Source organism: Stutzerimonas stutzeri, from assembly GCF_002909485.1.
GTDB classification, from domain to species: domain Bacteria; phylum Pseudomonadota; class Gammaproteobacteria; order Pseudomonadales; family Pseudomonadaceae; genus Stutzerimonas; species Stutzerimonas stutzeri_AH.
Window position 1 is genome coordinate 135634 of sequence record NZ_PPXG01000001.1, and the last position, 23078, is coordinate 158711.

General features: G+C 61.3%; 19 protein-coding genes. 13 read left to right on the top strand and 6 right to left on the bottom strand.

Annotated elements, in window-relative coordinates; all coding sequences use genetic code 11:
• Positions 1-131: 131 nt before the first annotated feature.
• Both CXK91_RS00620 and CXK91_RS00625 read right to left on the bottom strand, forming a co-directional pair.
• Entirely contained in the window at positions 132-1169 is a 1038-nt protein-coding gene (locus CXK91_RS00620; RefSeq protein ID WP_103454494.1) for an AraC family transcriptional regulator, read from the bottom strand.
• The gene (locus tag CXK91_RS00625) at positions 1166-2179 is read right to left on the bottom strand and encodes a carbon-nitrogen hydrolase (protein WP_103454495.1); all 1014 of its coding nucleotides are present in this window, start codon (positions 2177-2179) and stop codon (positions 1166-1168) included. The genes CXK91_RS00620 and CXK91_RS00625 overlap by 4 nt, the downstream gene beginning before the upstream one ends.
• Before the next feature lie 186 nt (positions 2180-2365).
• On the opposite strand from CXK91_RS00625, the gene CXK91_RS00630 reads away from it, so the two are divergent.
• The 5 genes from CXK91_RS00630 (at position 2366) to CXK91_RS00650 (ending at position 8495) form a co-directional block, all read left to right on the top strand.
• On the top strand, positions 2366-4396 hold the full coding sequence (locus CXK91_RS00630) for an NADPH-dependent 2,4-dienoyl-CoA reductase (protein ID WP_103454496.1): 2031 nt from the start codon (positions 2366-2368) through the stop codon (positions 4394-4396).
• A 41-nt stretch (positions 4397-4437) separates the two neighbouring features.
• On the top strand, positions 4438-4860 hold the full coding sequence (locus CXK91_RS00635) for a nuclear transport factor 2 family protein (RefSeq protein ID WP_103454497.1): 423 nt from the start codon (positions 4438-4440) through the stop codon (positions 4858-4860).
• A gap of 198 nt (positions 4861-5058) precedes the next feature.
• Positions 5059-6417 (top strand): chromosome partitioning protein ParA, encoded by a 1359-nt coding sequence (locus CXK91_RS00640; RefSeq protein ID WP_103454498.1) that lies wholly within the window; start codon positions 5059-5061, stop codon positions 6415-6417.
• Positions 6418-6422: 5 nt separating this feature from the next.
• Positions 6423-7373 carry a 1-aminocyclopropane-1-carboxylate deaminase/D-cysteine desulfhydrase gene (locus tag CXK91_RS00645; RefSeq protein WP_103454499.1) on the top strand — a complete coding sequence of 317 codons (951 nt, stop codon included), beginning with the start codon at positions 6423-6425 and terminating at the stop codon, positions 7371-7373.
• Between the two features lie 18 nt (positions 7374-7391).
• Positions 7392-8495 carry a cyclic nucleotide-binding domain-containing protein gene (locus tag CXK91_RS00650; RefSeq protein WP_103454500.1) on the top strand — a complete coding sequence of 368 codons (1104 nt, stop codon included), beginning with the start codon at positions 7392-7394 and terminating at the stop codon, positions 8493-8495.
• 30 nt (positions 8496-8525) lie between these two features.
• Here CXK91_RS00650 and CXK91_RS00655 read toward each other — a convergent pair whose 3' ends face one another.
• Entirely contained in the window at positions 8526-9920 is a 1395-nt protein-coding gene (locus tag CXK91_RS00655; RefSeq protein ID WP_103454501.1) for an MATE family efflux transporter, read from the bottom strand.
• 121 nt (positions 9921-10041) lie between these two features.
• Between CXK91_RS00655 and pdxB the strand changes: the two genes are divergently transcribed.
• From pdxB to CXK91_RS00695, 8 genes are all read left to right on the top strand, one after another.
• Entirely contained in the window at positions 10042-11187 is a 1146-nt protein-coding gene (gene pdxB / locus CXK91_RS00660) for a 4-phosphoerythronate dehydrogenase PdxB (RefSeq protein WP_103454502.1), read from the top strand.
• Between the two features lie 87 nt (positions 11188-11274).
• A complete protein-coding gene (gene dnaX / locus CXK91_RS00665; RefSeq protein ID WP_103454503.1) occupies positions 11275-13284 on the top strand; it encodes a DNA polymerase III subunit gamma/tau in 2010 nt (669 codons plus the stop codon).
• Positions 13285-13304: 20 nt separating this feature from the next.
• Positions 13305-13631 carry a YbaB/EbfC family nucleoid-associated protein gene (locus CXK91_RS00670; RefSeq protein WP_003294866.1) on the top strand — a complete coding sequence of 109 codons (327 nt, stop codon included), beginning with the start codon at positions 13305-13307 and terminating at the stop codon, positions 13629-13631.
• Between the two features lie 164 nt (positions 13632-13795).
• Positions 13796-14395 carry a recombination mediator RecR gene (recR, locus tag CXK91_RS00675; protein WP_103454504.1) on the top strand — a complete coding sequence of 200 codons (600 nt, stop codon included), beginning with the start codon at positions 13796-13798 and terminating at the stop codon, positions 14393-14395.
• Between the two features lie 145 nt (positions 14396-14540).
• Positions 14541-15530 carry an ABC transporter substrate-binding protein gene (locus CXK91_RS00680; RefSeq protein WP_103454505.1) on the top strand — a complete coding sequence of 330 codons (990 nt, stop codon included), beginning with the start codon at positions 14541-14543 and terminating at the stop codon, positions 15528-15530.
• Positions 15531-15630: 100 nt separating this feature from the next.
• Positions 15631-16377, top strand: coding sequence for an ABC transporter ATP-binding protein (locus tag CXK91_RS00685; RefSeq protein WP_103454506.1), 747 nt, complete (start codon positions 15631-15633; stop codon positions 16375-16377).
• Entirely contained in the window at positions 16374-17147 is a 774-nt protein-coding gene (locus CXK91_RS00690; protein WP_103454507.1) for an ABC transporter permease, read from the top strand. The genes CXK91_RS00685 and CXK91_RS00690 overlap by 4 nt, the downstream gene beginning before the upstream one ends.
• Before the next feature lie 10 nt (positions 17148-17157).
• A complete protein-coding gene (locus tag CXK91_RS00695; RefSeq protein ID WP_103454508.1) occupies positions 17158-17853 on the top strand; it encodes a transporter substrate-binding domain-containing protein in 696 nt (231 codons plus the stop codon).
• A gap of 72 nt (positions 17854-17925) precedes the next feature.
• On the opposite strand, the gene CXK91_RS00700 is transcribed toward CXK91_RS00695, so the two are convergent.
• The 3 genes from CXK91_RS00700 to CXK91_RS00710 all read right to left on the bottom strand — a co-directional run bounded on the left by CXK91_RS00700 (position 17926) and on the right by CXK91_RS00710 (position 23072).
• The gene (locus CXK91_RS00700) at positions 17926-18444 is read right to left on the bottom strand and encodes an acyloxyacyl hydrolase (protein ID WP_103454509.1); all 519 of its coding nucleotides are present in this window, start codon (positions 18442-18444) and stop codon (positions 17926-17928) included.
• Between the two features lie 75 nt (positions 18445-18519).
• Positions 18520-19944 (bottom strand): efflux transporter outer membrane subunit, encoded by a 1425-nt coding sequence (locus CXK91_RS00705; RefSeq protein WP_103454510.1) that lies wholly within the window; start codon positions 19942-19944, stop codon positions 18520-18522.
• Positions 19941-23072, bottom strand: a complete 3132-nt coding sequence (locus tag CXK91_RS00710) for an efflux RND transporter permease subunit (protein ID WP_103454511.1) — start codon at positions 23070-23072, stop codon at positions 19941-19943. The genes CXK91_RS00705 and CXK91_RS00710 overlap by 4 nt, the downstream gene beginning before the upstream one ends.
• Positions 23073-23078: the final 6 nt, after the last annotated feature.

Genomic DNA, 23078 nt, shown 5'->3' on the forward strand with positions numbered 1-23078 from the left:
GCGACGAGGAATCCAACTATGGACGACTACCAGGACGAACTACTCGAGTGGCACGCCGCCGAGCAGGACCATCCCGACTGCGCTGAGGACGCGGTCGAACTCTAGCCGCTGAGCGGCCGCGCCTCGGCTGTTCAGGCTCCGCGACGCTGGGCACGCCTGTAATCACCGGGCGTCTGACCGCTCCAGCGTTTGAAAGCGCGTTGGAACGCTTCCGCCGAGGAAAAGCCGAGTAGCCAGGCGATCTCGCCGAAGGCCGAGTCGGTGTCACGTATATAGGCCATTGCCAGATCGCGGCGCGTGTCATTCAGGATTGCGCGATAGCTGCTGCTCTCATCGGCAAGCTTGCGTCGCAGTGTCCATGCCGGCATTTGCAGGCGGGCTGCAATCTGCTGCAGGTCTGGCTCCTGGCCCTTGAGCAGCGGCCCTAGTAGTTGTGCGACCCGCTCGCGCAGGCTGCGAGTGCGAGTGCGCCGTTCCAGTTCGGCTTCGCAAAGCTCCAGTAGATGCCGCCAGGTGCCTGGGCAGTGCTCGGGGTTACGCAGGGCAAGCGTGGCTTGGTCCAGCTGCAGCTGATTCGCCTGTGCGGCAAAGCTGACAGGACGACCAAACAGTGCGTCGTAACGCGGTGCGTAATCTGGCGCTTCGAACTCGATGTGTACCGCCATTGGCACCAAGGGCTGGGCGCTGAGCCGCGCCAGCTGGCTAATCCAGCTGGCGAGCACAGTATCGACGACAAAGCGGTTGTAGGCGTTGTAAGGACTAATGGAGTAGAAGCGCAACCACGCTCCTGATGCGTCTTCGTGGAAGCTTGAGCTACCCCGGTAGTTGGATGCGTACAGCGCTTCGTAGCGGATCAGCGCACGCGCCGCTTCGCGCACGGTCGGTGCCTGAGAGGCGGTCAGCCCGGCCAGCCCAAGATGCCCGGGTTTGCGTAGGCGTCCCATCACCAGGCCCAGTGCCGGATCGCCAGCGAGTTGAATCGCAGCGTGGCCCAAGCGCATATAACGCGCAATCGAAAGGCGCGCGTGTGGCTCGGCGAGCCGCTCGGTGTCCAGGCCGTAGGCCAGCAACAAGGGTTGGGGGTCCTGTCCGTATAGTTGCAGCGCTTCACCGAGGCTGTGGAGGAAGCCAACGGACAGGTCACCCAGTCGCACGCGCTGTGTATTCACCGGGCAGCATCGAGCCAGAGATTACGTATCTGCACCGGAACGCCATGGCCGGGAGGGGCAGGGCGGCGAGGCGAGCCCAACAGATTCCAGGGCATGGCCAGGGTGCGCACGGCCATGTGCGGTCGCTCGGCGAACGTATCGGTGATCGTGCTGCCGCAGCTCGATTGCGGATCTGCCAACGCACCGGGAATGGCCAATAATTTCGCTTCGGCAGGCGGTCGCTGCAGGTAGGCGTCACATCCTAGAAGCACCGCCAGTGAGCCTGCTGGCGTCTCGATAAGACGGTGGGGCTCTGGGATCGGCGCAACGCTATAGCGACGCTCGTAGCGGCTCAGGGTCTGTTTGTACTGCAACGCTCCTAGTGCTCTGCCCCGTGAGTCGAAGGTGAGGCTGACCTGTCGCAGTGGGCCATCACCGATTTTGAGATGGGCATTTTCCAGATAAGGCTCTGGCAGCACGATCGAGCCAGCCACCAGCGTGACGCCAAATTCTTTGGCCAAACCACCAAAAACCGTTTGGTACTCCTCAGCCATCTGCCGTGCTTTGAGGCGCAGCACGGCACCCGTACGACGGTCGTCGCCCTGGTTTCCGGTCAGGGCGCGAAGATAGCTGCCTGGATTGCTCAAGGCCATCCATTGCATCGCGTCACGTAGGGTTCGGGCCTGTTGTACTTCCGGCTTTTCACCCAGGGCAAACAGGCCTGTGCCGACATGCTCGGGCAATACCACAATGGTCCGCTCACTGAGCATCCCGGCTTCTTCAGCTTGCCGGAGGTAGGTCTGGAACTTCAGCTGTAGCCGCTCGCGGCTCTGGTAGTCGGCGGGCTGGAGTCGCGTTTCGATACCTAGCAGGTTGCCCGCAGTGCCGGCTTGCCCATGGCTTTCGATAGGCAGGGTGCGCAGATCGGACAGCAACGGGCCGCTCCGCCGATCACCGGTCCAGTCGAGGTAAACGGCGAACGAAACCCCGGCGAGCAGAAGCAGTAGGACGATTCTAAGTGAGATGCGCATGAGAAAAGAACGGCTATAAAGTGAGTCAGCCTAGGGAACACAACTCGAATTGCCAAGTTTTTTGCGCTGAAGGATCAAAAAGTTGTCACTTTCGATCATTGAGTACGGCGGTTGCTCTGTTTATCGTCGCTGCATACCGACCGCGGCCCCAAGAGGCCCGGCATTCGAAATGATGAGGACGCTCCGATGACCGCTTTCCCGAAACTGCTGGCTCCGCTAGACCTGGGCTTCACCACCTTGCGCAACCGCACTTTGATGGGCTCCATGCACACCGGCCTGGAGGAGATGCCCAATGGCTTCGAGCGGATGGCGGCGTTCTTCGCTGAGCGTGCTCGTGGTGGAGTAGGCCTGATCGTTACCGGCGGCGTAGGTCCCAACGAGGAGGGCTCGGTGCGTGCCGGAGCAGCCAAGCTCTCCACGCCTGAAGAAGCCGAGGAGCACAAAATCGTCACCCAGGCGGTGCATGAGGCCGGTGGCAAGATCTGTATGCAAATCCTGCACGCAGGTCGTTACGCCTACAGCCCGCAACTGGTCGCTCCGAGCGCGATCCAGGCACCGATCAACCCTTTCACGCCCCGCGAGCTGGATGAGGAAGGTATCGAGAAGCAGATCCGTGACTTCGTCAACTGTGCAAGTCTCGCCCAGCAGGCCGGTTATGACGGCGTTGAAATCATGGGTTCGGAAGGCTACTTCATCAATCAGTTCCTGGTTGCGCATACCAACCACCGCACCGACCGTTGGGGTGGCAGCTATGAGAATCGCATGCGCCTGCCGATAGAGGTTGTGCGCCGTGTACGCGAAGCAGTGGGTAGCGATTTCATCATCATTTATCGCCTGTCGATGCTCGATCTAATCGAAGGCGGCAGTGTGTGGGAGGAGGTGGTGCAGCTGGCCAAGGCGATCGAACAGGCCGGAGCGACGCTGATAAACACCGGTATCGGCTGGCATGAGGCGCGTATTCCGACCATCGCCACCAAGGTGCCGCGTGCCGCCTTCACCAAGGTCACTGCCAAGCTACGTGGTGAGGTGAGCATTCCGCTGATCACCACCAACCGTATCAATACCCCGGAGATCGCCGAGCAGGTGCTGGCCGAAGGTGACGCCGACATGGTGTCCATGGCCCGCCCGTTCCTCGCCGATCCGGAGTTCGTCAATAAGGCTGCCGCCGGTCACAGCGAGCGCATCAACACCTGCATCGGCTGCAACCAGGCCTGTCTGGATCACACCTTCAGCGGCAAGCTCACGACCTGCTTGGTCAACCCGCGTGCGTGCTACGAAACCGAACTCAACTATATCCCCACCACTGCGGTGAAAAAGATCGCGGTAGTTGGTGCCGGCCCGGCGGGCCTGGCTGCTGCAACCATCGCGGCCGAACGGGGCCATAAGGTGACTTTGATCGATTCGTCCGCCGAAATTGGTGGCCAGTTCAATGTCGCCAAGCGAGTGCCGGGCAAGGAAGAGTTCTACGAAACCTTGCGCTATTTCCAGAACCGCCTTCAGGAAACCGGCGTCGAGGTTCGTCTGAACACCCGCGCAACGGTGCAGACGCTACTGGCTGGAGGCTTCGATGAGATCGTGCTGGCGACTGGAATCGCGCCGCGAATCCCGGCAATTCCTGGGATCGATCATCCGAAAGTAGTCAGTTATCTGGATGCGATTCTGGAGCGCAAGCCGGTCGGCCAGCGTGTCGCCGTGATCGGTGCAGGCGGTATCGGGTTCGACGTGTCCGAGTACATTACTCACGACGGCGAGTCCACCAGCCTGAATCGTGAGGCCTTCTGGAAAGAATGGGGCATCGACCTAGGACTGTCGGTACGCGGTGGTATCGCGGGCATTCAGCCCGCTCCGCATGCGCCCAAGCGTCAGGTCTATCTGCTGCAGCGCAAGAAGTCCAAGGTGGGTAACGGTCTGGGTAAGACCACCGGCTGGATTCACCGTACAGGTTTGAAGAACAAGCACGTGCAGATGCTCAACTCGGTGGAGTATCTGCAAGTCGACGATGCTGGTCTGCACATTCGTGTGGGCGAAGGTGAGCCGCAGCTACTGCCGGTGGATACCGTGATCCTCTGTGCCGGCCAGGAGCCGCTGCGCGAACTTCAGGAGGGGTTGGAGGCTGCAGGCGCTCAAGTGCATCTGATCGGCGGCGCGGATGTGGCTGCCGAACTCGATGCCAAGCGCGCCATCAATCAGGGCTGCCGGCTGGCCGCGGTGCTATAGCACTCCCGATATGTCCGCGTATTTGAATGGAGCCCTAGCGTATGGAAAGTGAACTCATGTTGCAGGCTGGCGCTGCTGCCAGCCTGCAAGCGTGGCATCGAATGGTCGCCAATGGAGATCTGAGCGCGTTGTCGGAATTACTGCATCCGCAGGCGGTATTCCGCTCTCCAATGGCGCACAAACCGTATGAAGGCGCGGCGGCGGTCAATCTGATTCTCAATACTGTACTCAAGGTTTTCGAGGACTTTCACTACCATCGGGAGCTGGCTAGCGCACAAGGCACGGATGTGGTGCTTGAGTTCAGTGCCCGTATAGGCAGTCGCGAGCTCAAGGGTATCGACATGATCCGTTTCGATGAGGCGGGCAAGATTGTCGATTTCGAAGTAATGGTCCGTCCCATGAGCGGCCTGCAGGCGCTGGGTGACGAGATGAAGCGCCGCCTTGCGGCATACAGTGCCGGGTGATTTAGCAAAGCCCATCGCAAAATCTGTAGTGCCCCGCATCGACTGTCGCTCAATCTCGGGACTGGCTGCCAACCCAGTCACATTGCCTGCTTGAACATTTCCCCTAAACTTGCGGCACTAACGGGGCGACGGCATCGGAAGGCCATATCGCTCCGGACAATGCTGGCTCGCTGCTGCGGGCAATAAAGGAAGTCGAGCATGCAGAACAAACCGCAGATGGTCGAAGCCGTACTGTTCTTCAATGAAGGCGCCATCTGCAAGGAAATGCTGTATCCAGAATTCGAGGCGGTGCTCGACGGAGTCGTTGCATTGCCTGAGTTCGCGGATCGTCAGATGCACGCTGTATACGTGATGATCAATCCGCGGCTGCAGGTGCGTGCCGCAGTATTTTTTTGTCTCGACTTCAATGATGACGGCTCCGCCGACGCAGGCTGGAACATTCCGTTGCGCCAGTTGGCCGAGCGCACTGGCCGTGGCCCGGACATGGGCGCTGGGCCGATTCGCCTGGCTTGCCGCAGTCAGTGCCCAGTGTCCTGGCATCAGATGCACATGTGGGACCCCAAGATCAGCCCTGAGCGCAACGATCTGGTAGTGCTGCGCGAAACAATCAAGCGCAATCAGCTTGGCTTGCTGGTAGAAGACGATGGCCCACAGACGGTGCCGGCAGAGCGCCTGCAGATGGTCGCTGAAGATGCCTGGTATGCGGCCGAGGCGGGCAAGGGCGCCGCTGCCAAGCGATCCGAGAGCCATGAGCGAGAGCAGCGGCAGAAGGCGGCGTTGCTGATCAAGCAGCAGCGTCAGCGCATCGCCAACCTTGAGCGCCTGCGCGAAGAGGAGGCGCTGAAATTGTCGGCTTCCGCGGAAAAGGAGCGTAAGGCGCTGCAGGAGGAAATCCGCGCGCTGCAGCAACAGCTGCAGCAGCAGGCTGAGATCAACGCGAGTCTGCATGCGCAGATGACCGCCCAGGGTGAGAGCTTCCAAAAGGCCCGTGAGGAGATGAGCAAGCAGCTGCGCACACTGGAAGTGAGCGGACGGGTCGAGATTGGCGCAGCTCGAGAGCAGTTCGAGCATGAGGCTCAAGCCCGCATCGCCGCGGCAGTTGCAGAGTACAAGGAGCAAGTGGCGATCCGCGATGTCGAGCTGGCCTATCGCAATGAACTGGATGCTCAGCAGGAAGAGGAAATCCAGCGACTGAAAAACGAAGGCGAGGAACTACGGCGCAGTGGCGATCGCGTGCTCGAAGATCTGTCGCGCCAGGGCGTTGTTTTCATGGCCTACCATCCCGGTGCCGGGCACCTGACCATTGCGCTGCAGGACTTGGCTCGTTATCGCGCCAACCCTCTCGCTTACGCCGCTGCCAAGTGTTTCGTTTCCGAGGAGCAATATCGCCAGTGGTTGGAGCATTATCAGAAGCCGGCCTGCGTCGCGGCGCTTTCCAGCGGTGAGCGTTGCGCGATGCCCCTGGACAAGATCGATGCGCCGAGTCGCTTCGTGATCGGCGAATCCAACTGCTGCGCCCGGCACCGCAAGGAAGACCGACAGCGTACCGGTAGCTGAGCGGTTTGTTCTCTTCCCAACCTCGTTTCGGGTTCGATGGCCAGTTGATCCTGCGGCCCTTGTCGCTGGACTGGCTGCAGCAGAGTGGGGTCGAGGTCGCGGTGCTTCGGCTGGATCTGGTTGACCACGAGCTATCGGGCAACAAGTGGTTCAAGCTGGTAAAGCACCTGGAAGCGGCTCAGCGTGCGCGTGCGCCTGGGCTAATCAGCCTTGGCGGTGCTCATTCCAATCACCTGCACGCGTTAGCGGCTGCCGGCCGCCGATTTGGCCTCGCAACCGTCGGGTTGCTGCGCGGTCAGGAGCAGGACACTCCGACAGTCACGGATCTGCGCGCCTGGGGCATGCAGCTCCACTGGCTCGGCTACGGCGGCTACCGGGACCGCAACCTACCCACTTTTTGGGAGCGATGGCGAGCGCAGTATCCGGGCTTCTACTGTATCCCGGAAGGCGGGGGTGGCTTGCTTGGCGCAATGGGTTGCGCGGAGCTTGTTCCAAGAGTTCGATCTGCGCTGGCGTCAGCCGGTTGGGACAACTATGACGCGATCTGGCTGGCCGCCGGAACCGGGACGACCCTGGCTGGGCTGGTCATTGGCGAGGCCGGCCAGCACCGGGTTTTCGGGGCGCTGGCGGGACCGCCTTCGCATGCTGTCGGGGCGGGCGTGGCGGACTTGCTCGCACAAGCGGGTGTGCCCGACAGGGGCTATGAATTGCTGGACGCCAGTCGTGGCGGGTTTGGCCGTTTCGACAAGGAATTGGCCCTGTTCATCCTGAGCACCGAGCGCGACGGTGGCGTGCCGCTCGATCCGATATACACTGCAAAGACAATGATGGCATTGCGCCTTTATATCGGGCGCGGTTATTTTCCTTCTGGTACGCGGCTGATATTCGTCCACACCGGTGGGCTGCAAGGGCGCCGCGCTGCTCAGGGTCAGCTACGGAAGCTGATTGACGGATAGACGTTTGGATTTTCTCGGATGAACAAACCGCTGCATCCTGACCAGCTGCGTAATCTGGTCCCACTCAATGGTCTTTCGCCGCGTCAGTTGTGGGAGTTGCGCGCGCGGCTGCTTTCGCGTCCGCTCCGGACGGGTCAGGTACTCGAAACAGCTACCGATCAAACGCCGATGCGCCACTATCTGATGTCTGGCCGTCTGCTGTTGATCGATGCCGAGGGCATCGAGTCCCAGCTGCTGGCCAATACGCCGGCAGCTTTATACGGCCTTTCCCCAGGTCAACTGAGAGAAGTGCGAGCGCTGGATGACTGCAACCTGCTCGCGGTAGATAACATGGAGCTGGAGCGGCTGCTGTCCTGGCGACAGTCCCTTCAGGACGTACTGCTGCAGCTTTCTATGGATGGCGAAGACGGCGAGTGGCTTGAGCGTTTGCTGGAAAACCCCCTTTTTGTCCAAGTGCCGGCTGCGAATATTCGCAGCATGTTGAATCGCCTTTTGGAGCTAGAGGTCTTCGCTGGGCAGGCGTTGCTGCGTGAAGGCGAGACTGGCGATTGCTGTTATTTCCTCAAGAGTGGCCGTGCACAGGTGCTGAAGGCCGCCGGTAGCGGCGACCAGTTATTGGCCGAACTGGAGCCTGGTGCGTGTTTCGGTGAGGAAGCACTGCTTGAGGAGCGTCCGCGCAATGCCAGTGTCGCGATGGTCGAGGATGGTCGTGTGCTGCGCCTTGCGCGGACAGACTTTCTCGAATTGCTGAAGGCGCCGGTGGTCGGCGAGGTCGATCTGGATGGCGTGGCGGATCTGCTTGGCTGCGGTGCCCAGTGGCTGGACGTACGTCTGCTCGATGATTACGAGCGGGGCCATGCCATGCAGGCGCTGCACATGCCTCTGCATTTGCTGCGCCTGAAGACACGCCTGCTGGACCCTCAACGCCCCTACCTCTGCTATTGCGAAAGCGGTAAGCGCAGCGCAAATGCAGTGTTTTTGCTGACCCAGCTCGGCTTTACCGCCTATGCACTTCAAGGCGGGCTCGACGCGCTAAGCGCGGAGGACCGTGCAGCGCTGCTCTGGGAATGCGGCACAGGCTACTTGGCTCGCTCAAACGGCAGGATCGAGCGCAGCCTATGATTGCAGCGGGCCAATCTCTGGTTCCTGGCGTTAGATGATCGCCCTGCGTAGAACGGTCTGTCGACGGATCTCGCGGCGGGCGCTGCGGGCCAGGCGAATGCTGAGCAGCAGAGCCGCGCAACTCAAGCCTGCGATCAACCCTTGCCAGAGCCCGCTCGGACCGCTTGCTGCACCGAGGTGGTCGGTCAGGCCCAACAGATACCCCACCGGCAGGCCGATGCCCCAATAGGCGAAGAGGGTATAGACCATCGTCATGCGAGTGTCCTGATAGCCGCGCAGCGCGCCGGCGGCGGTGACCTGGACTACGTCCGAGAATTGAAACAACGCTGCGTAGAAAAACAAGCCGGCAGCAACGGCGATCACGGCCGGGTCCGGCGTGTAGATCCTTGCTATCTGTTCGCTGAACAGCAGCATGAGGCTGGCGGAAAAGCAGGCATATACGAGCGCTGCGGCGATACCCACACCAGCCACGAAGCGAGCATCTCGTGGAGCATTGCGACCGAGTTCCTGACCGATGCGCACGGTCACTGCCATGCCCAGGGAAAGCGGGATCATGAAGATCAGCGAGGTGAAATTCAGCGCAATCTGGTGACCGGCCACCACGGTTGCACCGAGCCCGCCGATCAACAATGCGATCACGGAGAAGATGCTCGCTTCGGCGAATACTGCGACGCCAATCGGTACGCCGACCGACAGCAGATGTCGGAGCATCGGCCAGCGTGGCCATTCGAAGTGCGAAAACAGCTGGCTCGCCTGATAGGCCGGAGCGCGCCTGACCCAGAAGCTCATCGCCATCAGCATGAACAGCATCACCAGAGCGGTGGAAACGCCGCAACCGACGCCGCCCATCGCAGGCACGCCGAGCTTGCCGTAGATGAACACGTAGTTCAGGGGGATGTTCAGCAACAAGCCGAGGATGCCAATCACCATGCTCGGCCGCGGATGCCCCAGGCCGTCGCTGAAGCAACGCAGCACCTGATACAGCGCGACGGCCGGGAAGCCGCAAGCTACGGCGCGCAGGTAGGCCATGGTTGGCTCGATCAGGGCCGGCTCCACTCGCATCCAGTGCAGCACGGGCTTGGCGTTCCACATCAGCAGCGCGCTGGCCACCCCTATGCCGGCGCCCATCCACAATGCCTGACGAACCAGCGGCCCGATTTCGGCATGGTTTCCCGCGCCAAAACGTTGTGCAACGTTCGGCGTGGTTGCCAGCGTAATGCCGCTGACCAGCAGATAAACCGGCACCCAGATCGAGTTGCCTAGCGCGACCGCGGCCAGGTCATGTGGGCTGACGCGCCCGGCCATCACGGTATCGACGAAGCCCATGGCAGTGCTGGCCAGCTGGGCGATCATCATGGGCAGGGCGAGGGCGAAGAGGGTGCGCAATTCAAGGCGGACCCGTCTGAGTCTGAGCTCAGTGGGCATTACGTGGCGTTCCGGTTGTATACAAGAAGCGCGCTAGTCTACGCCCCGCAGCTGCACTCAGGAAGGCGGCAAAGCAGTGGCAAGCCGTCTAGAATGTGCTTCCCCTCACCGGAGCCACGCCATGCATATCCTTGCCGACGAAAACATTCCGCTGGTCGATGAATTCTTCGCCGGCGTCGGAGAGGTTCGCCGCATGCCGGGCCGCAGCATCAATCGAGCGGCGCTAGAGAATGTCGATGTGCTGCTGGTGCGCTCGGTGACTCGCGTAGACCGCGAGCTGCTGGATGGCACGGCGGTTAGATTCGTCGGTACCTGCACAATTGGCACCGACCATCTGGATCTTGATTACTTCGAGCAAGCAGGCATCGATTGGGCCAGCGCGCCAGGCTGCAATGCGCGGGGAGTTGTCGACTATGTGCTGGGCAGCTTGCTCGCGCTGGCGGAATTGAAAGGCGAGCCATTGGCGCAGCGCCGGTTCGGTGTTGTCGGGGCCGGCGAGGTGGGAGGGCGACTGGTCGAGGTCATGCGAGGACTTGGCTGGGACGTGCGCGTCTGTGACCCGCCACGCCAGGCTCGGGAGGTGGGTGGTTTCGTCCCGCTGGATGAAGTGCTCGCCGAGTGCGATGTGATCAGCCTGCATACCCCGCTCGACATGAGCGGTGACTGGCCGACGTTCCACCTGTTCGAGCAGAAGCGACTATCGAAGCTGCGGCCGGGTGCCTGGCTGATCAACGCCAGCCGAGGGGCTGTGGTGGATAACGCGGCACTGCGCGATCTGCTTCTGCAGCGTCCGGATGTCGAAGCGGTATTAGATGTCTGGGAAGGTGAACCGCAAGTGGACGTCGCACTTGCCGGCTTGTGCCGTATCGCCACGCCGCACATCGCTGGGTACAGCCTGGATGGTAAGCTGCGCGGCACAGCACAGGTCTACGCCGCGTTTTGCGCAGTGCGCGGCCTTGAGCCAGTGATAGAGCTGGCGCAACTGATGCCTGGTGCGCCGCTGACCGAGCTGACCTTCGCAGCTTCCGCAAAGCCGACCGATCTGCTGACCACAGTATGTCGCGCGGTTTACGACCCCCGCCGCGACGACGCCGACTTTCGTCGCAGCCTGCTTGGCGATGAGGCGCAGCGTCGGGCCGGGTTCGACCTGCTGCGCAAACAGTACCCGCTGCGGCGCGAGATTGATGGCCTCAAGGTGCGGATAGGCGGGCACAATCCGGCGCTGGCTACGATAGTCGAGGCGCTCGGTGCCCGATTGCTTGGTTAGCCGGCAGTTCTGGCGCAGCCCGGATGCAATTTCCATCCTGCTCCGCTAGCATTACCCGTCCTCTGCCTTGTCCCCCGCGATGGTGTTATGAGTTATCAGGTTCTCGCACGTAAATGGCGTCCGCGCTCGTTTCGCGAAATGGTCGGCCAGACGCATGTGCTCAAGGCCCTGATCAATGCGCTAGACAATCAGCGCCTGCACCACGCCTACCTGTTCACCGGCACGCGAGGTGTCGGCAAGACGACCATCGCGCGGATCATCGCCAAGTGTCTGAATTGCGAAACCGGCGTTAGCTCGACCCCCTGTGGCGAGTGCTCGGTGTGCCGTGAGATCGATGAAGGGCGCTTCGTCGACCTGATCGAGGTCGACGCCGCGAGCCGCACCAAGGTCGAAGACACCCGGGAGCTGCTGGACAACGTGCAGTACGCGCCGAGCCGCGGGCGCTACAAGGTTTATCTGATCGACGAAGTGCACATGCTCTCGTCGCACTCATTCAATGCGCTGCTCAAGACCCTCGAGGAGCCGCCACCTCACGTCAAGTTCCTGCTGGCCACTACCGATCCGCAAAAGCTGCCGGTCACCATCCTTTCCCGCTGCCTGCAGTTCTCGCTGAAGAACATGCCGCCGGAGCGCGTGGTCGAGCACCTCACCCATGTTCTGAGTGTCGAAAACGTTCCGTTCGAAGATGATGCGCTGTGGCTGCTGGGCCGCGCGGCGGATGGCTCGATGCGCGATGCGATGAGCCTGACCGACCAGGCGATCGCTTTTGGTGAAGGCAAGGTGCTGGCTGCCGACGTGCGGGCGATGCTGGGTACGCTCGATCACGGTCAGGTCTACGGCGTGCTTCAGGCGCTGCTCGAAGGCGATGCCAGGGCACTGCTCGAAGCAGTTCGACACCTTGCCGAGCAAGGCCCGGACTGGGCTGGTGTACTGGCTGAGATTCTCAACGTGTTGCACCGCGTCGCCATCGCCCAGGCGCTACCGGAGGCAGTGGACAATGGCCAGGGTGATCGCGATCGCGTACTGGCCTTGGCCCAGGCTCTGCCAGCCGAAGACGTGCAGTTCTACTACCAGATGGGGCTGATCGGTCGGCGCGATCTGCCGCTGGCGCCAGACCCGCGTAGTGGCTTCGAAATGGTGCTGCTGCGGATGCTGGCGTTTCGTCCTGCGGGAAGTCATGACGCACCGCGAACACCGCTAAAGACCCTGGGAATCAGTCCGGCCACAGCTGATTCCAAGCCCGCAGCGGTGGCCGACACGACTTCGACGAGCGTGTCGCCGCGTCCAGCCCCGGTGGCTTCGGTAGCAGCTGCTGCACCAGCGCCTGTGTTGCCTGCGGTTTCCGAGGGTGCGGCACCATCGATGCGCGAGCCCTCGGCCGTGCCGCAAGTGACCATGCAGCCTACAGAGGCGCCTCAAGTAGCGCCCGTCGTCGATGTGCCGTGGAACGAGCCACCCGATGTACCGCCAATTGCAGTCGAGGCCGCTGCCGTGCTGGCTGAGCCTGTATCGTTGGATGGCCCAGCCGATCACGTGGCTTCTGTAGTGCAGGTCGAAGAGCCGGACGATGACGAGCCGCCGCTGACCGATGAGGACTACTTTGAGGCCGAGAATCAGGCCGAGGCCTATCTGGATGAGTTGGACCAGGCCAGCGATGAGCCAGAGATCGTCGAGCCGCTACCTTCGGTCGAGCCGGCGACCGGGCTTGCTGCCGAGTGGCTAGAGCTCTATCTCAAACTTGGCTTGTCCGGCCTCACTGGAAGTATTGCCGCGAACTGTACCTTGATCGCGGTAGAAGGTGACCGTTGGCTGATGCACCTCGATCCAGCGCAGAGTGCGCTGTTCAACTCCACGCAACAGCGGCGGCTGAACGAAGCGCTGAACCAATACCATGGTCGCACGCTGCAGTTGGATATTGTGCTTCAGAAGCCGGAGCAGGAGACGCCGGCGCAGGCTGCTGCGCGCCGGCGCGCCGAGCGGCAACGAGCAGCGGAAGAGTCGATTCACTCGGACCCTCTGGTCCAACAGTTGATGCAGCAGTTCGCCGCGGTAATCCGCGAAGGCACCATAGAACCCGTAGAACACTCCGAACCCTGATTGAATTGAGGTGATATCCCATGATGAAAGGTGGCATGGCCGGCCTGATGAAGCAGGCGCAGCAGATGCAGGAAAAGATGCAGAAAATGCAGGAAGAGCTGGCGAACGCCGAGGTTACTGGCCAGTCTGGTGCCGGGCTGGTCAGCGTCGTGATGAACGGGCGCCATGACGTCAAGCGCGTCAGCCTCGACGACAGCCTGATGCAGGAAGACAAAGAGATCCTAGAAGACTTGATCGCCGCTGCCGTCAACGACGCGGTGCGTAAGATCGAGCAGAACAGCCAGGACAAGATGGCGGGCATGACCGCCGGCATGCAACTACCCCCAGGCTTCAAGATGCCCTTCTGAACCGGGTCATCCAGTCGGTGCGCACGGCTGCGTTGCTCGAAGGCGCGGACATCCTCATTTACGCGCAGTGAATTTCGGTGCCCGCGCTTTCTCGTGCCTTGCCCTGCATGCCGCCTGAACGCCCTTGCTCCATGCTGCCCTTTTCGATAGCGACACATATACCTATGAGCTTCAGTCCCCTGATTCGCCAACTCATCGATGCGCTGCGCATTCTTCCCGGTGTCGGGCAGAAGACTGCGCAGCGCATGGCTTTGCAAATGCTGGAGCGTGATCGCAGTGGCGGGTTGCGCCTGGCTCAGGCATTGGAAAAAGCGATGGAGGGGGTCGGCTATTGTCGGCAGTGCCGAACGCTGACCGAAGATGAGCTCTGCCCGCAGTGCGCTGATCCGCGGCGGGACGATTCGCTGCTATGCGTGGTGCAGAGCCCCGTGGACGTCTTCGCTGTCGAGCAGACCGGTTTTCGAGGGCGCTATTTCGTGCTCAAGGGTCATCTGTCCCCGCTCGATGGTCTGGGGCCGGAAGCCATCGGCATTCCCGAGCTGCTTACCCGGGTTGCGGACGGGGCGTTCAGTGAGGTCATCCTGGCCACCAATCCAACGGTCGAAGGCGAGGCGACGGCACACTACATCGCGCAAATGTTGATTCCGAAGGGGTTAACCATTAGCCGGATCGCCCACGGTGTGCCCTTGGGTGGGGAGCTGGATTTGGTTGATGGCGGCACCTTGGCGCACGCATTGGCGGGTCGTAAGACGATCAGCCTATAACCCGAACTACTGACGTTATGCCACCTCGGTAGTGCCGTTTCTTATTTGATTCGGGTAAAGTTCTAAGCCACGAAAGTTAGATAGCTAAAACGAATATAAGCCTTCGTTTTGGTTATATGTGCTGGCTCCCCGAATCGAGGTCGAAATGAAAGCGAAGCATTGGCTGGTTCCTGCTCTTCTTCTGTTGAGTGCATTTGCCCAGGCGCAGGAGAAGTTCAAGGTGGGTTACATCCGTGTGATGGATGATGCCCAGGCAATGGTTGCGCATGAAGCGGGTCTGTACAAAAAGCATGGCCTGGATGTCGAGCTGATCGAATTCAGCTCGGGCACCGATCTGATCAAAGCCATTGTTGGCGGGCAGCTGGACACCGGCGTGCTCGGCTTCACCAATGCTGTCGCCTGGGCCTCCAAAGGGGCTGATCTGAAGGTGGTGGGTGGTGCACAGCAGGGTTATCACTCGATTCTTGTGCGCGAAGACACCGACATCAAAGACGTAGCGGGCCTCAAGGATCGTACGCTGGCTTCCCAGCGCGAGGGCAGCACGGCAGATGCGGTCCTGCGCGGTGTGACTTTGAAGAGTGCCGGGCTCAAGCCGAGTGACGTCAATATCATGGGCGTCAGTCCTGCGGTGGCGGTGCAGTCGTTGGTATCCGGGCGCGTGGACGCTGCTTTCCTGTTCGAGCCGTATGATCGCATCGCGCAACTGGTCGCGCCGGTTCGTCAGGTCTATGAGATCGGTGAAGTGTGGCCGTTCCCATGCATGGTGGTAATCACCTCGGGCGACACCTTGGCAAAGCGCAAGGACGCGGTCTGGAAGTCGCTGGACGCCCAACGTGATGCCATCGAGATGCTCGACAAGCAGCCGGCCGAAGCGGCCAAGCTCATTGCCAGCTACTTCATCGCCGAGCCGACATTGAAGACACTCAAGCGTGGCGAGCTCGCCCGTGAGGTGGTCATTGAAGAGGCAATCGGCACCCAGACCTTCAGCGCCAAGCTTGATGAAAACGACCGGGCGCGTATTCAGGAGCTTGCGGACATTCTGCAGGAACTCGGCTCGCTGAAGACGCGCGATGGCAAGCCTTTCGATACCAGCGCCATCCTCGATCTGTCCTGGCAGGAAGCCCGCGAGCTCTGATCGTTTTTTCGTTTCGTCATCACATCGGCCCGGCCTCGCGTCGGGTCGTTTACATCGCCCGCATTGCCGGGCAGTTCCGTTTCTGGATTTGCGGATTTTTATGCAGCTCAGGTTTGAAGAAGTAGACAAGCGCTTCGGGCAGCTCGAGGTCATCAAGGGCTTTAGCGGCGAGTTTGCTCCGGGCGAACTGGTTGCGCTGGTCGGACCTTCCGGTTGCGGTAAGTCGACCCTATTGCATCTGGTCGCCGGTCTGGAGAAGCCTAGCGCGGGCCGCGTGCTTGCAGACGGCAAGCCGATCACCGAGCCGAGTCCCCGACGTACGCTGGTGTTCCAGGAGCACGCGTTGTATCCCTGGCTCAGCTTGCAGGGCAATGTCGCCATGGCGCTTGAACTGCAAGGGGTGGCCAAGACCAATGCGTTCGAACAGGCGCAGAGCTGGCTCGAACGGGTCGGACTCAACGGTTTTGAGCACTACTACCCGCATCAGGTATCTGGTGGCATGCGCCAGCGTACGGCTCTGGCCCGCGCGTTCATCGCTAAACCCGAAGTGCTGTTGCTGGATGAACCGTTCGGCGCTTTGGATGCCTTGACTCGAATGGCGCTGCAGGATGTGTTGCGCGAGCTGATCGAGGAGCATCAGCCAACCGTGCTGCTGGTAACCCATGATGTTGATGAGGCGTTGTACCTGGCCGATCACGTGCTCGTCTTCAGCGCGCGGCCAACGCGTGTGTTGAAAACCTTCAACTTCACCCATTGCGAGAAGAGCCACGACCTGTCCGACTTCGCTGCCGAGCGTAAGGAAATTCTGAGTCTGCTGGGCATCAAGACGGAGGTAGCGCATCCATGAGCCAGGCACGTCGTCTTACCGGCCCGAAGAAGTATCTTGCTGTCGTTCTGGCAATCCTGTTCATTCTGTCGATCTGGCAGGCCGCCGCATGGAGCTTGCCGGCCTTTCTGATGCCGGGCATTCCGACCGTCTTCGAACGCCTGTTCATGACCATCCAGCAACCGGAGTTCCGTGAGGGGCTTTACGGGAGCATGAGTCGCCTCGGCAGTGGCTACAGCTTTGCACTGCTGTTCGGCATCGGCTTTGGCCTGGTTGGCGGGGTGCTGTTTTTCTTCCGCGAGATTCTGCGCTCGGCCATCGTCATCCTGCAGTCGATTCCCTCGATTGCCTGGGTGCCGCTGTTTCTGATCGTCATGGGCTTCGGCAACCTGCCAATCATCGTCGTGGTGGCGCTGGCGGCCTTCTTCCCCATGGCGCTGTCGGTGATGAATGCCACCGAAAGCGTGCAGCCGGTGCATGTCGCGGCTGCGCGGGTGATGGGTGCGTCACGCTGGCAGTTGCTGCGCCGCGTTTATCTGCCGGCGGTGATGCCTGAATTGATCACCGGTGCTCAGCTGGCTTTCGGCAACGCCTGGCGTGCGCTGATTTCCGCTGAAATGCTGATCGGTTTCGGCCAGGGGCTGGGACGTTCGCTGGCGTATTCCGGTGAGATCGCCGATATGGTCGGGGTGATGATGAATATCTTAGTGATCGCCATCCTCGCCACGCTGATCGATCAGGTGGTGCTGGAAAAATTCAAGCAACGGATGCTGCGTTACCAATACGTCTGAGGTCGCTGCCGTGCGCGTATTACCGCTTCTAGTCTTGTTGCCGGCCTTGCTGGGACCGGTCCTGGCATCTGCTCAGCCGCTGCATGCGACGCTGCCCGAATACCGCATGCTGTCGAGCACCGAAACGGACAGCTTCGAGTCGGCACTGCTGGAGGCTTTGGCTGAGGCGCTGGGGCAGGCGGTGACTATCACGCAGCAGCTCGACAGCGCTGACCTGCGGCTGGGATCGGCGGACACCGGCCCGCTCTACTACCAGCCCGTTCCCGCTGCTCTGACGGCCAACGAAGGTGGTGTCGCCGATTGGCAGCACCTGCGCGATCAGCCGGTCTGCCTCGTTGCGGCCAGCCCTTACGCGCAATTGGTTGCACAGCGCTTCGGCGCACAGCCGCGTGAATACCCCAGCACTGCACATGCCCTGATCGGTCTCAAACTGGGCGAGTGCCGCGCAGTTGTCGATGACCAGCGTCTGCTCACAGAAATGGCAAAGCTGCCCGAATGGCGTCGTTACAACAGCCTGCTGCCGGCTCTGGAGGAGGGCAAGCAGCAGCTGCGTATCGCCACGCCGGATGCTGCGCTACAGGCTCGCATCGACGGATTGCTGGCGCAGTGGAAGGCAGAGGGAGCGCTGGAAGAACTGATCCGCTTCTGGATCGATGAGGTGGCCTTCCAAGCCTACGTGTTGGCCGATACTCTGGACTGCCACTAACAAAACCACCTGCTAAAGCGTAGCAGCGGATGCTGGCGAGCATTGCACATCGCCAACAACCGCTGCCGCTGCTTAGAACTGGCGGCTGTAGAACAGCGAGTAGGACTCGATGCCATCGTTGGGTTGCTTGATGCCGGCATTGGAGTAGTGCATGGCGCGAATGCCGACCTTCTGCGCATGGGGCAGCTTCAGGCCGGCGCCAATGCGGTTTTCGAAGTTGAACGAGGAGCCCAGCTGCTGCTCGCCGACGTCGGTCTTGGAGAAGAAGGCGACACCGACACCGCCTTCGACGAAGGGCGTGTACTTGAAGCCGCTGAACTCATAAACAAACACCGGGGCGAAGGACAGCGAGTGCGCGGCGGTGTAGTCGTCGCCGCCTTCCCAGTAGGTGTAGGCGGCATCCCAGTAGCCGCTCAGATGGCCTGTGTCGCTGTTGAGCCAACTCTTGTCCCAGTCGAATGCCAGGCCGGCGCGGTAGCTCATATCGCCCTGGCCGGTCACGCCCAGGGAGCCGGAAAACTCGGCTGCGGTGGCAGAGGCGGTGCCGGTCAGAAGGGCCAGTGCCAAAGGCAGTGCAAAGCGTTTTTTCATATTTCTTTCCTCATTTTTATTGCTCACCAGAACGGTGTTGCAAGGAGGGGCCGCTCGGCAGACCGGCCCCGCCAGTTACTGCGGGGTTTCGTTATGCAGCGCGAAGCGTTCTTCCCAGCCACCACCCAACGCCTTGTACAGCAGAATTTCCCTGTTCAACTGTAATAGCTGGTCGCTGAGCAACTGCCGCTGCGAGGCGAACAGTTCGCGCTGAGCGTCGAGCACGGTCAGGTAGGCATCCACGCCCTCGTCGTAACGCTGGCGCGCCAGTTGATAGTAGTCCTGGTTGTTCTCGACCAGATCACTCTGGGCCAGCACCTGTTCGCCGAGGTTGTCGCGCGCGGCCAGGCCATCGGCCACTTCACGGAAGGCCGTCTGGATACTCTTTTCATACGCTGCGACGTTGATGTCCTTCTGGACTTCGGCGTACTCCAGGTTGGCCTTGAGCCGCCCGGCGGTGAAGATCGGGATATTGATCTGCGGCATCAGGCTCCAGGTTCCGGAACCTGCGTCGAACAGGCCGCTCAGCTCGCTGCTGGCGGTGCCAGCGGCACCCGTCAGGCCGATGCTTGGGAAGAACGCCGCCCGTGCTGCGCCGATATTGGCATTGGCGGCGAGTAGGCGATGTTCGGCGGCACGGATATCCGGCCGACGAAGCAGCAGGTCGGCTGGCAGACCTGCGGGAAACTCGGCAAGCAGATCCATCTGCGGCTTGTCGGCATCCTGCAGGTCCGCCGGAATACCGGTGCCGAGCAGCAGGCGCAGGGCATTGGCATCTTCGGCAATGAGCCGCTTATACAGTGCCTTCTGCGTACGCGCCTGATCGACCAGGGTGCGCGCCTGGCGGACGTCCAGTGCCGAGGCGGTGCCCGCTTCGGCAGTGGCCTTGATCAGCTCCAGGCTTTCTTGATAGCTGTCGAGGGTTGCCTCGGTCAGCTTCAGTTGGGCCTGGTCGGTGCGCCAGTTGAAGTAGGCCGTGGCCACGTCGCTGACGAGCGCGATCTGCACGCTGCGCTGTGCTTCGGCCGTGGCCAGGTATTGCTCCAGTGCCGCTCGGCTGAGGCTGCGGATACGCCCGAAGACGTCCAGCTCATAGGCCACGCCGAGTGATACGTCGTACTGGCTCTGGATGCCCGATACGCCGTTCGGCGACAGGTCATCCGGCAGGCGTTGGCGAGCACCGCCAGCGCCGGCATCGATGCTGGGAAACAGCTCGGAACGCTGGATACGGTGCAATGCCCGGTAGGCTTCGACGTTCAGTATGGCCTGGCGCAGGTCGCGGTTGTTGTCCAGCGCCACGCCGACCAATTGGCGCAATGCTGGGTCGCGGAAAAATTCCTGCCAGGCCAGGTCTGCGGCGCTCTTGCCGCCTTCCTGGTCATAAGCCGTACCTGGTGCCCAGTTGGCTGCAATGGGCGCTTCCGGGCGCTCGTATTCGGGGATCAGGCTGCAGCCGGACAACGCCAGAGTCACCGCGACGGTTAGATACTTGAGACTCATACACTTTCTCCTTCGTCGGCTTTCTTGCGGCCCTCAAACAACGTAACCACCAACACATAGAACAGCGGTACGAAGAACACCGCGAGCACCGTGGCGGTGATCATCCCGCCGACTACACCGGTGGCTACCGAGTGCTGGCTGCCGGCACCGGCGCCACTGGCCAGGGCCATCGGCATTACGCCGAGGGTGAATGCCAGGGAGGTCATGACGATCGGGCGCAGCCGCAGCCGGGCGGCATGGGTCGCGGCCTGGACCAGCGGCATGCCTTCCTTCTCGTACAGGTCCTTGGCGAACTCGACGATGAGGATGGCGTTCTTCGCCGACAGACCGACGGTGGTCATCAAACCGATCTGGAAGTACACATCAGCGTTCAGCTCACGCATCAGCGTGGCCAATACCGCACCGAGGATGCCCAGCGGCACCACCAGCATCACCGAGACCGGCACCGACCAGCTCTCATAGAGTGCAGCCAGGCAGAGAAACACGATCAGTACGGTGAGCGCATAGAGCATGGGCGCCTGGTCGCCGGTCTGGATTTCCTCATAGGACAGGCCGCTGTAGCTCAGGCCGATGCCAGGCGGCAGCTGCTGCATGATCTCGGCGATGGCGAACATGGCGTCGCCGGTGCTGTAGCCGGAGGCCGGCTCGCCGAGGATTTGCACCGAGGAGATGCCGCCGTAGCGCTCCAGCTTGGGTGAGCCGAACGCCCATTCGCCGGTGGCGAAGGCCGAGAACGGCACCATCTCACCCAGGTTATTGCGCACGTACCACTTGTCGAAGTCTTCCGGCGAGATGCGCGAATCGTCCTGGCCCTGGATGTAGACGCGCTTGACGCGGCCCTGGTCGATGAAGTCGTTGACATACATCGAGCCCCAAGCAGCGCTCATGGTCTGGTTGATCGAGGCGATGCTGACCTGCAATGCGCGGGCCTTCTCGTCGTCAATGTTGACCTGGAACTGCGGCTCGTCATCCTTGCCGTTGGGGCGCACGGCATTCAGCTTCGGGTGCTCGCTGGCCAATTGCAGAAACTGGTTGCGTGCGTCCATCAGAGCTTCGTGGCCGAGGCTCGCATTATCCTGCAGGAACAGGTCGAAGCCCATGGCATTACCCATTTCCAGAATCGCTGGCGGCACGAAGGCCATCACCGTGGCGTCCTTGATCCCGGCGAAGTGGGCATTGGCGCGCTCGGCAAGGCTGAATACATCCTGGCCATCATCGGCGCGCTGATCCCAGCCCTTGAGCATGACTAGGCCAAGGCCGGAGTTCTGCCCGCGACCGGCGAAGTTGAAGCCATTGACGGTGAACACGTGCTCAATCAGCTCGCCTTCCTCGTCCTTCAGGTGCTCTTGCACCTGCTGGAGGACCGCTTCGGTCCGCTCGGAGGTCGAGTTCACCGGCATGCGCACTTCCACGATCATCAGCCCCTGGTCCTCGTTGGGCAGGAAGGCCTTGGGGATCTGGGTGAACAGGTAGCCAGTGCCGGCGGTAACCAGCACGAACGCCAGCAGGTAGCGCCCGCGATTCTTGAGCATGCCGCTGACGCCGCGTTCGAAGCGATTCGTGCCACGGTCGAAAACACGGTTGAACCAGCCGAAGAAGCCTTTTTTCTCGTGATGGGCGTCACCTGTGGGCTTCTTCAGGAGGGTGGCGCACAGCGCCGGGGTGAAAATCAGCGCAACCAATACCGACAGGCTCATACAGAGCACGATGGTCACGGCGAACTGCTTATAGATGATGCCCGCTGAACCGCCGAAGAAGGCCATGGGCACGAACACCGCTGACAGCACCAGGCCGATGCCGACCAGTGCGCCCTGAATCTGTCCCATGGATTTGCGCGTCGCTTCCAGCGGCGTCAGCCCTTCCTCATGCATCAGGCGTTCGACGTTCTCCACCACCACGATGGCGTCATCCACCAGCAGACCGATGGCCAGCACCATGGCGTACATGGTTAGCACGTTGATGCTGAGGCCGAAGTAGGGCAGCAGAGCGAAGGCGCCGAGCAGCACCACAGGCACCGCCAGGGTTGGAATCAGCGTGGCCCGGAAGTTCTGCAGGAACAGGTACATCACCAGAAACACCAGTACCACGGCTTCGATGATGGTAAACACCACCGAGCTGATCGAGGCTTCCACCACCGGTGTAGTGTCGTAGGGGTAGATCACCTCGATGCCTTCGGGCAGATAAGCCTTCTGCTTCTCCATCTGGGCCTTCACCGCTTCCACGGTTTCCAGCAGGTTGCCGCCCGAAGTCAGGCGCAGCGCCAGCCCGGCCGTTGGCTGGCCATTACGCTTGCTGGAGATCGAGAAGTTATCGGATCCCAGTTCGACTTGGGCCACGTCCTTGATACGGACCTGTGAGCCGTCAGCCTTGACCTTGACCAGGATTTCCTCGAATTCCGGCGGTGTGGTCATGCGGGTTTTGCCCAGTACGGTGGCATTCAGCTGCACGCCGCTGCGGGTCGGCAAACCGCCGAGCTGGCCGGAGGAAACCTGTACGTTCTGCTCGCGAATCGCGTCTGCGACATCGCTGGGGGTCAGCTGGTAGCTGTTGAGCTTGGCCGGATCTAGCCAGATGCGCATGGCGTAAGGCGAGCCAAACAGCATGTAGTCACCGACGCCGTCGATGCGCGAAATCGGGTCCTGCAACTGCGAGGCGGCCAGGTTGGCAAGGTCGAAGTTGTCCATCTTGCCGGTGCTGTCCAGCAGGCTGACGATCAGGAAAAAGTTCTGCTGGAATTTCACCACCCGCAGACCCTGGCGCTGCACTTCTTCAGGCAGCCTGGGCGTGGCCAGCTGCAGCTTGTTCTGCACCTGGACCTGGGCGATGTCGGGGTCGGTGCCCTGCTCGAATGTAACGATGATGGTCATGCTGCCGTCGGAGCTGCTTTCGGCGGACATGTAGCGGAAACCGTCGAGGCCGCTGAGCTGCTGCTCAATGACCTGCACCACGGTGTCTTGCACTGTCTGCGCCGAGGCACCGGGGTAGCTGACCTGGATCGAAACTGCCGGAGCGGCAATATTCGGGTACTGGCTGATCGGCATTTTCACCAATGACAACGCGCCGGCGAGCATGGCCACGATGGCCAGCACCCAGGCGAAGATCGGCCTGTCGATAAAGAAACGGGACATTAAGCT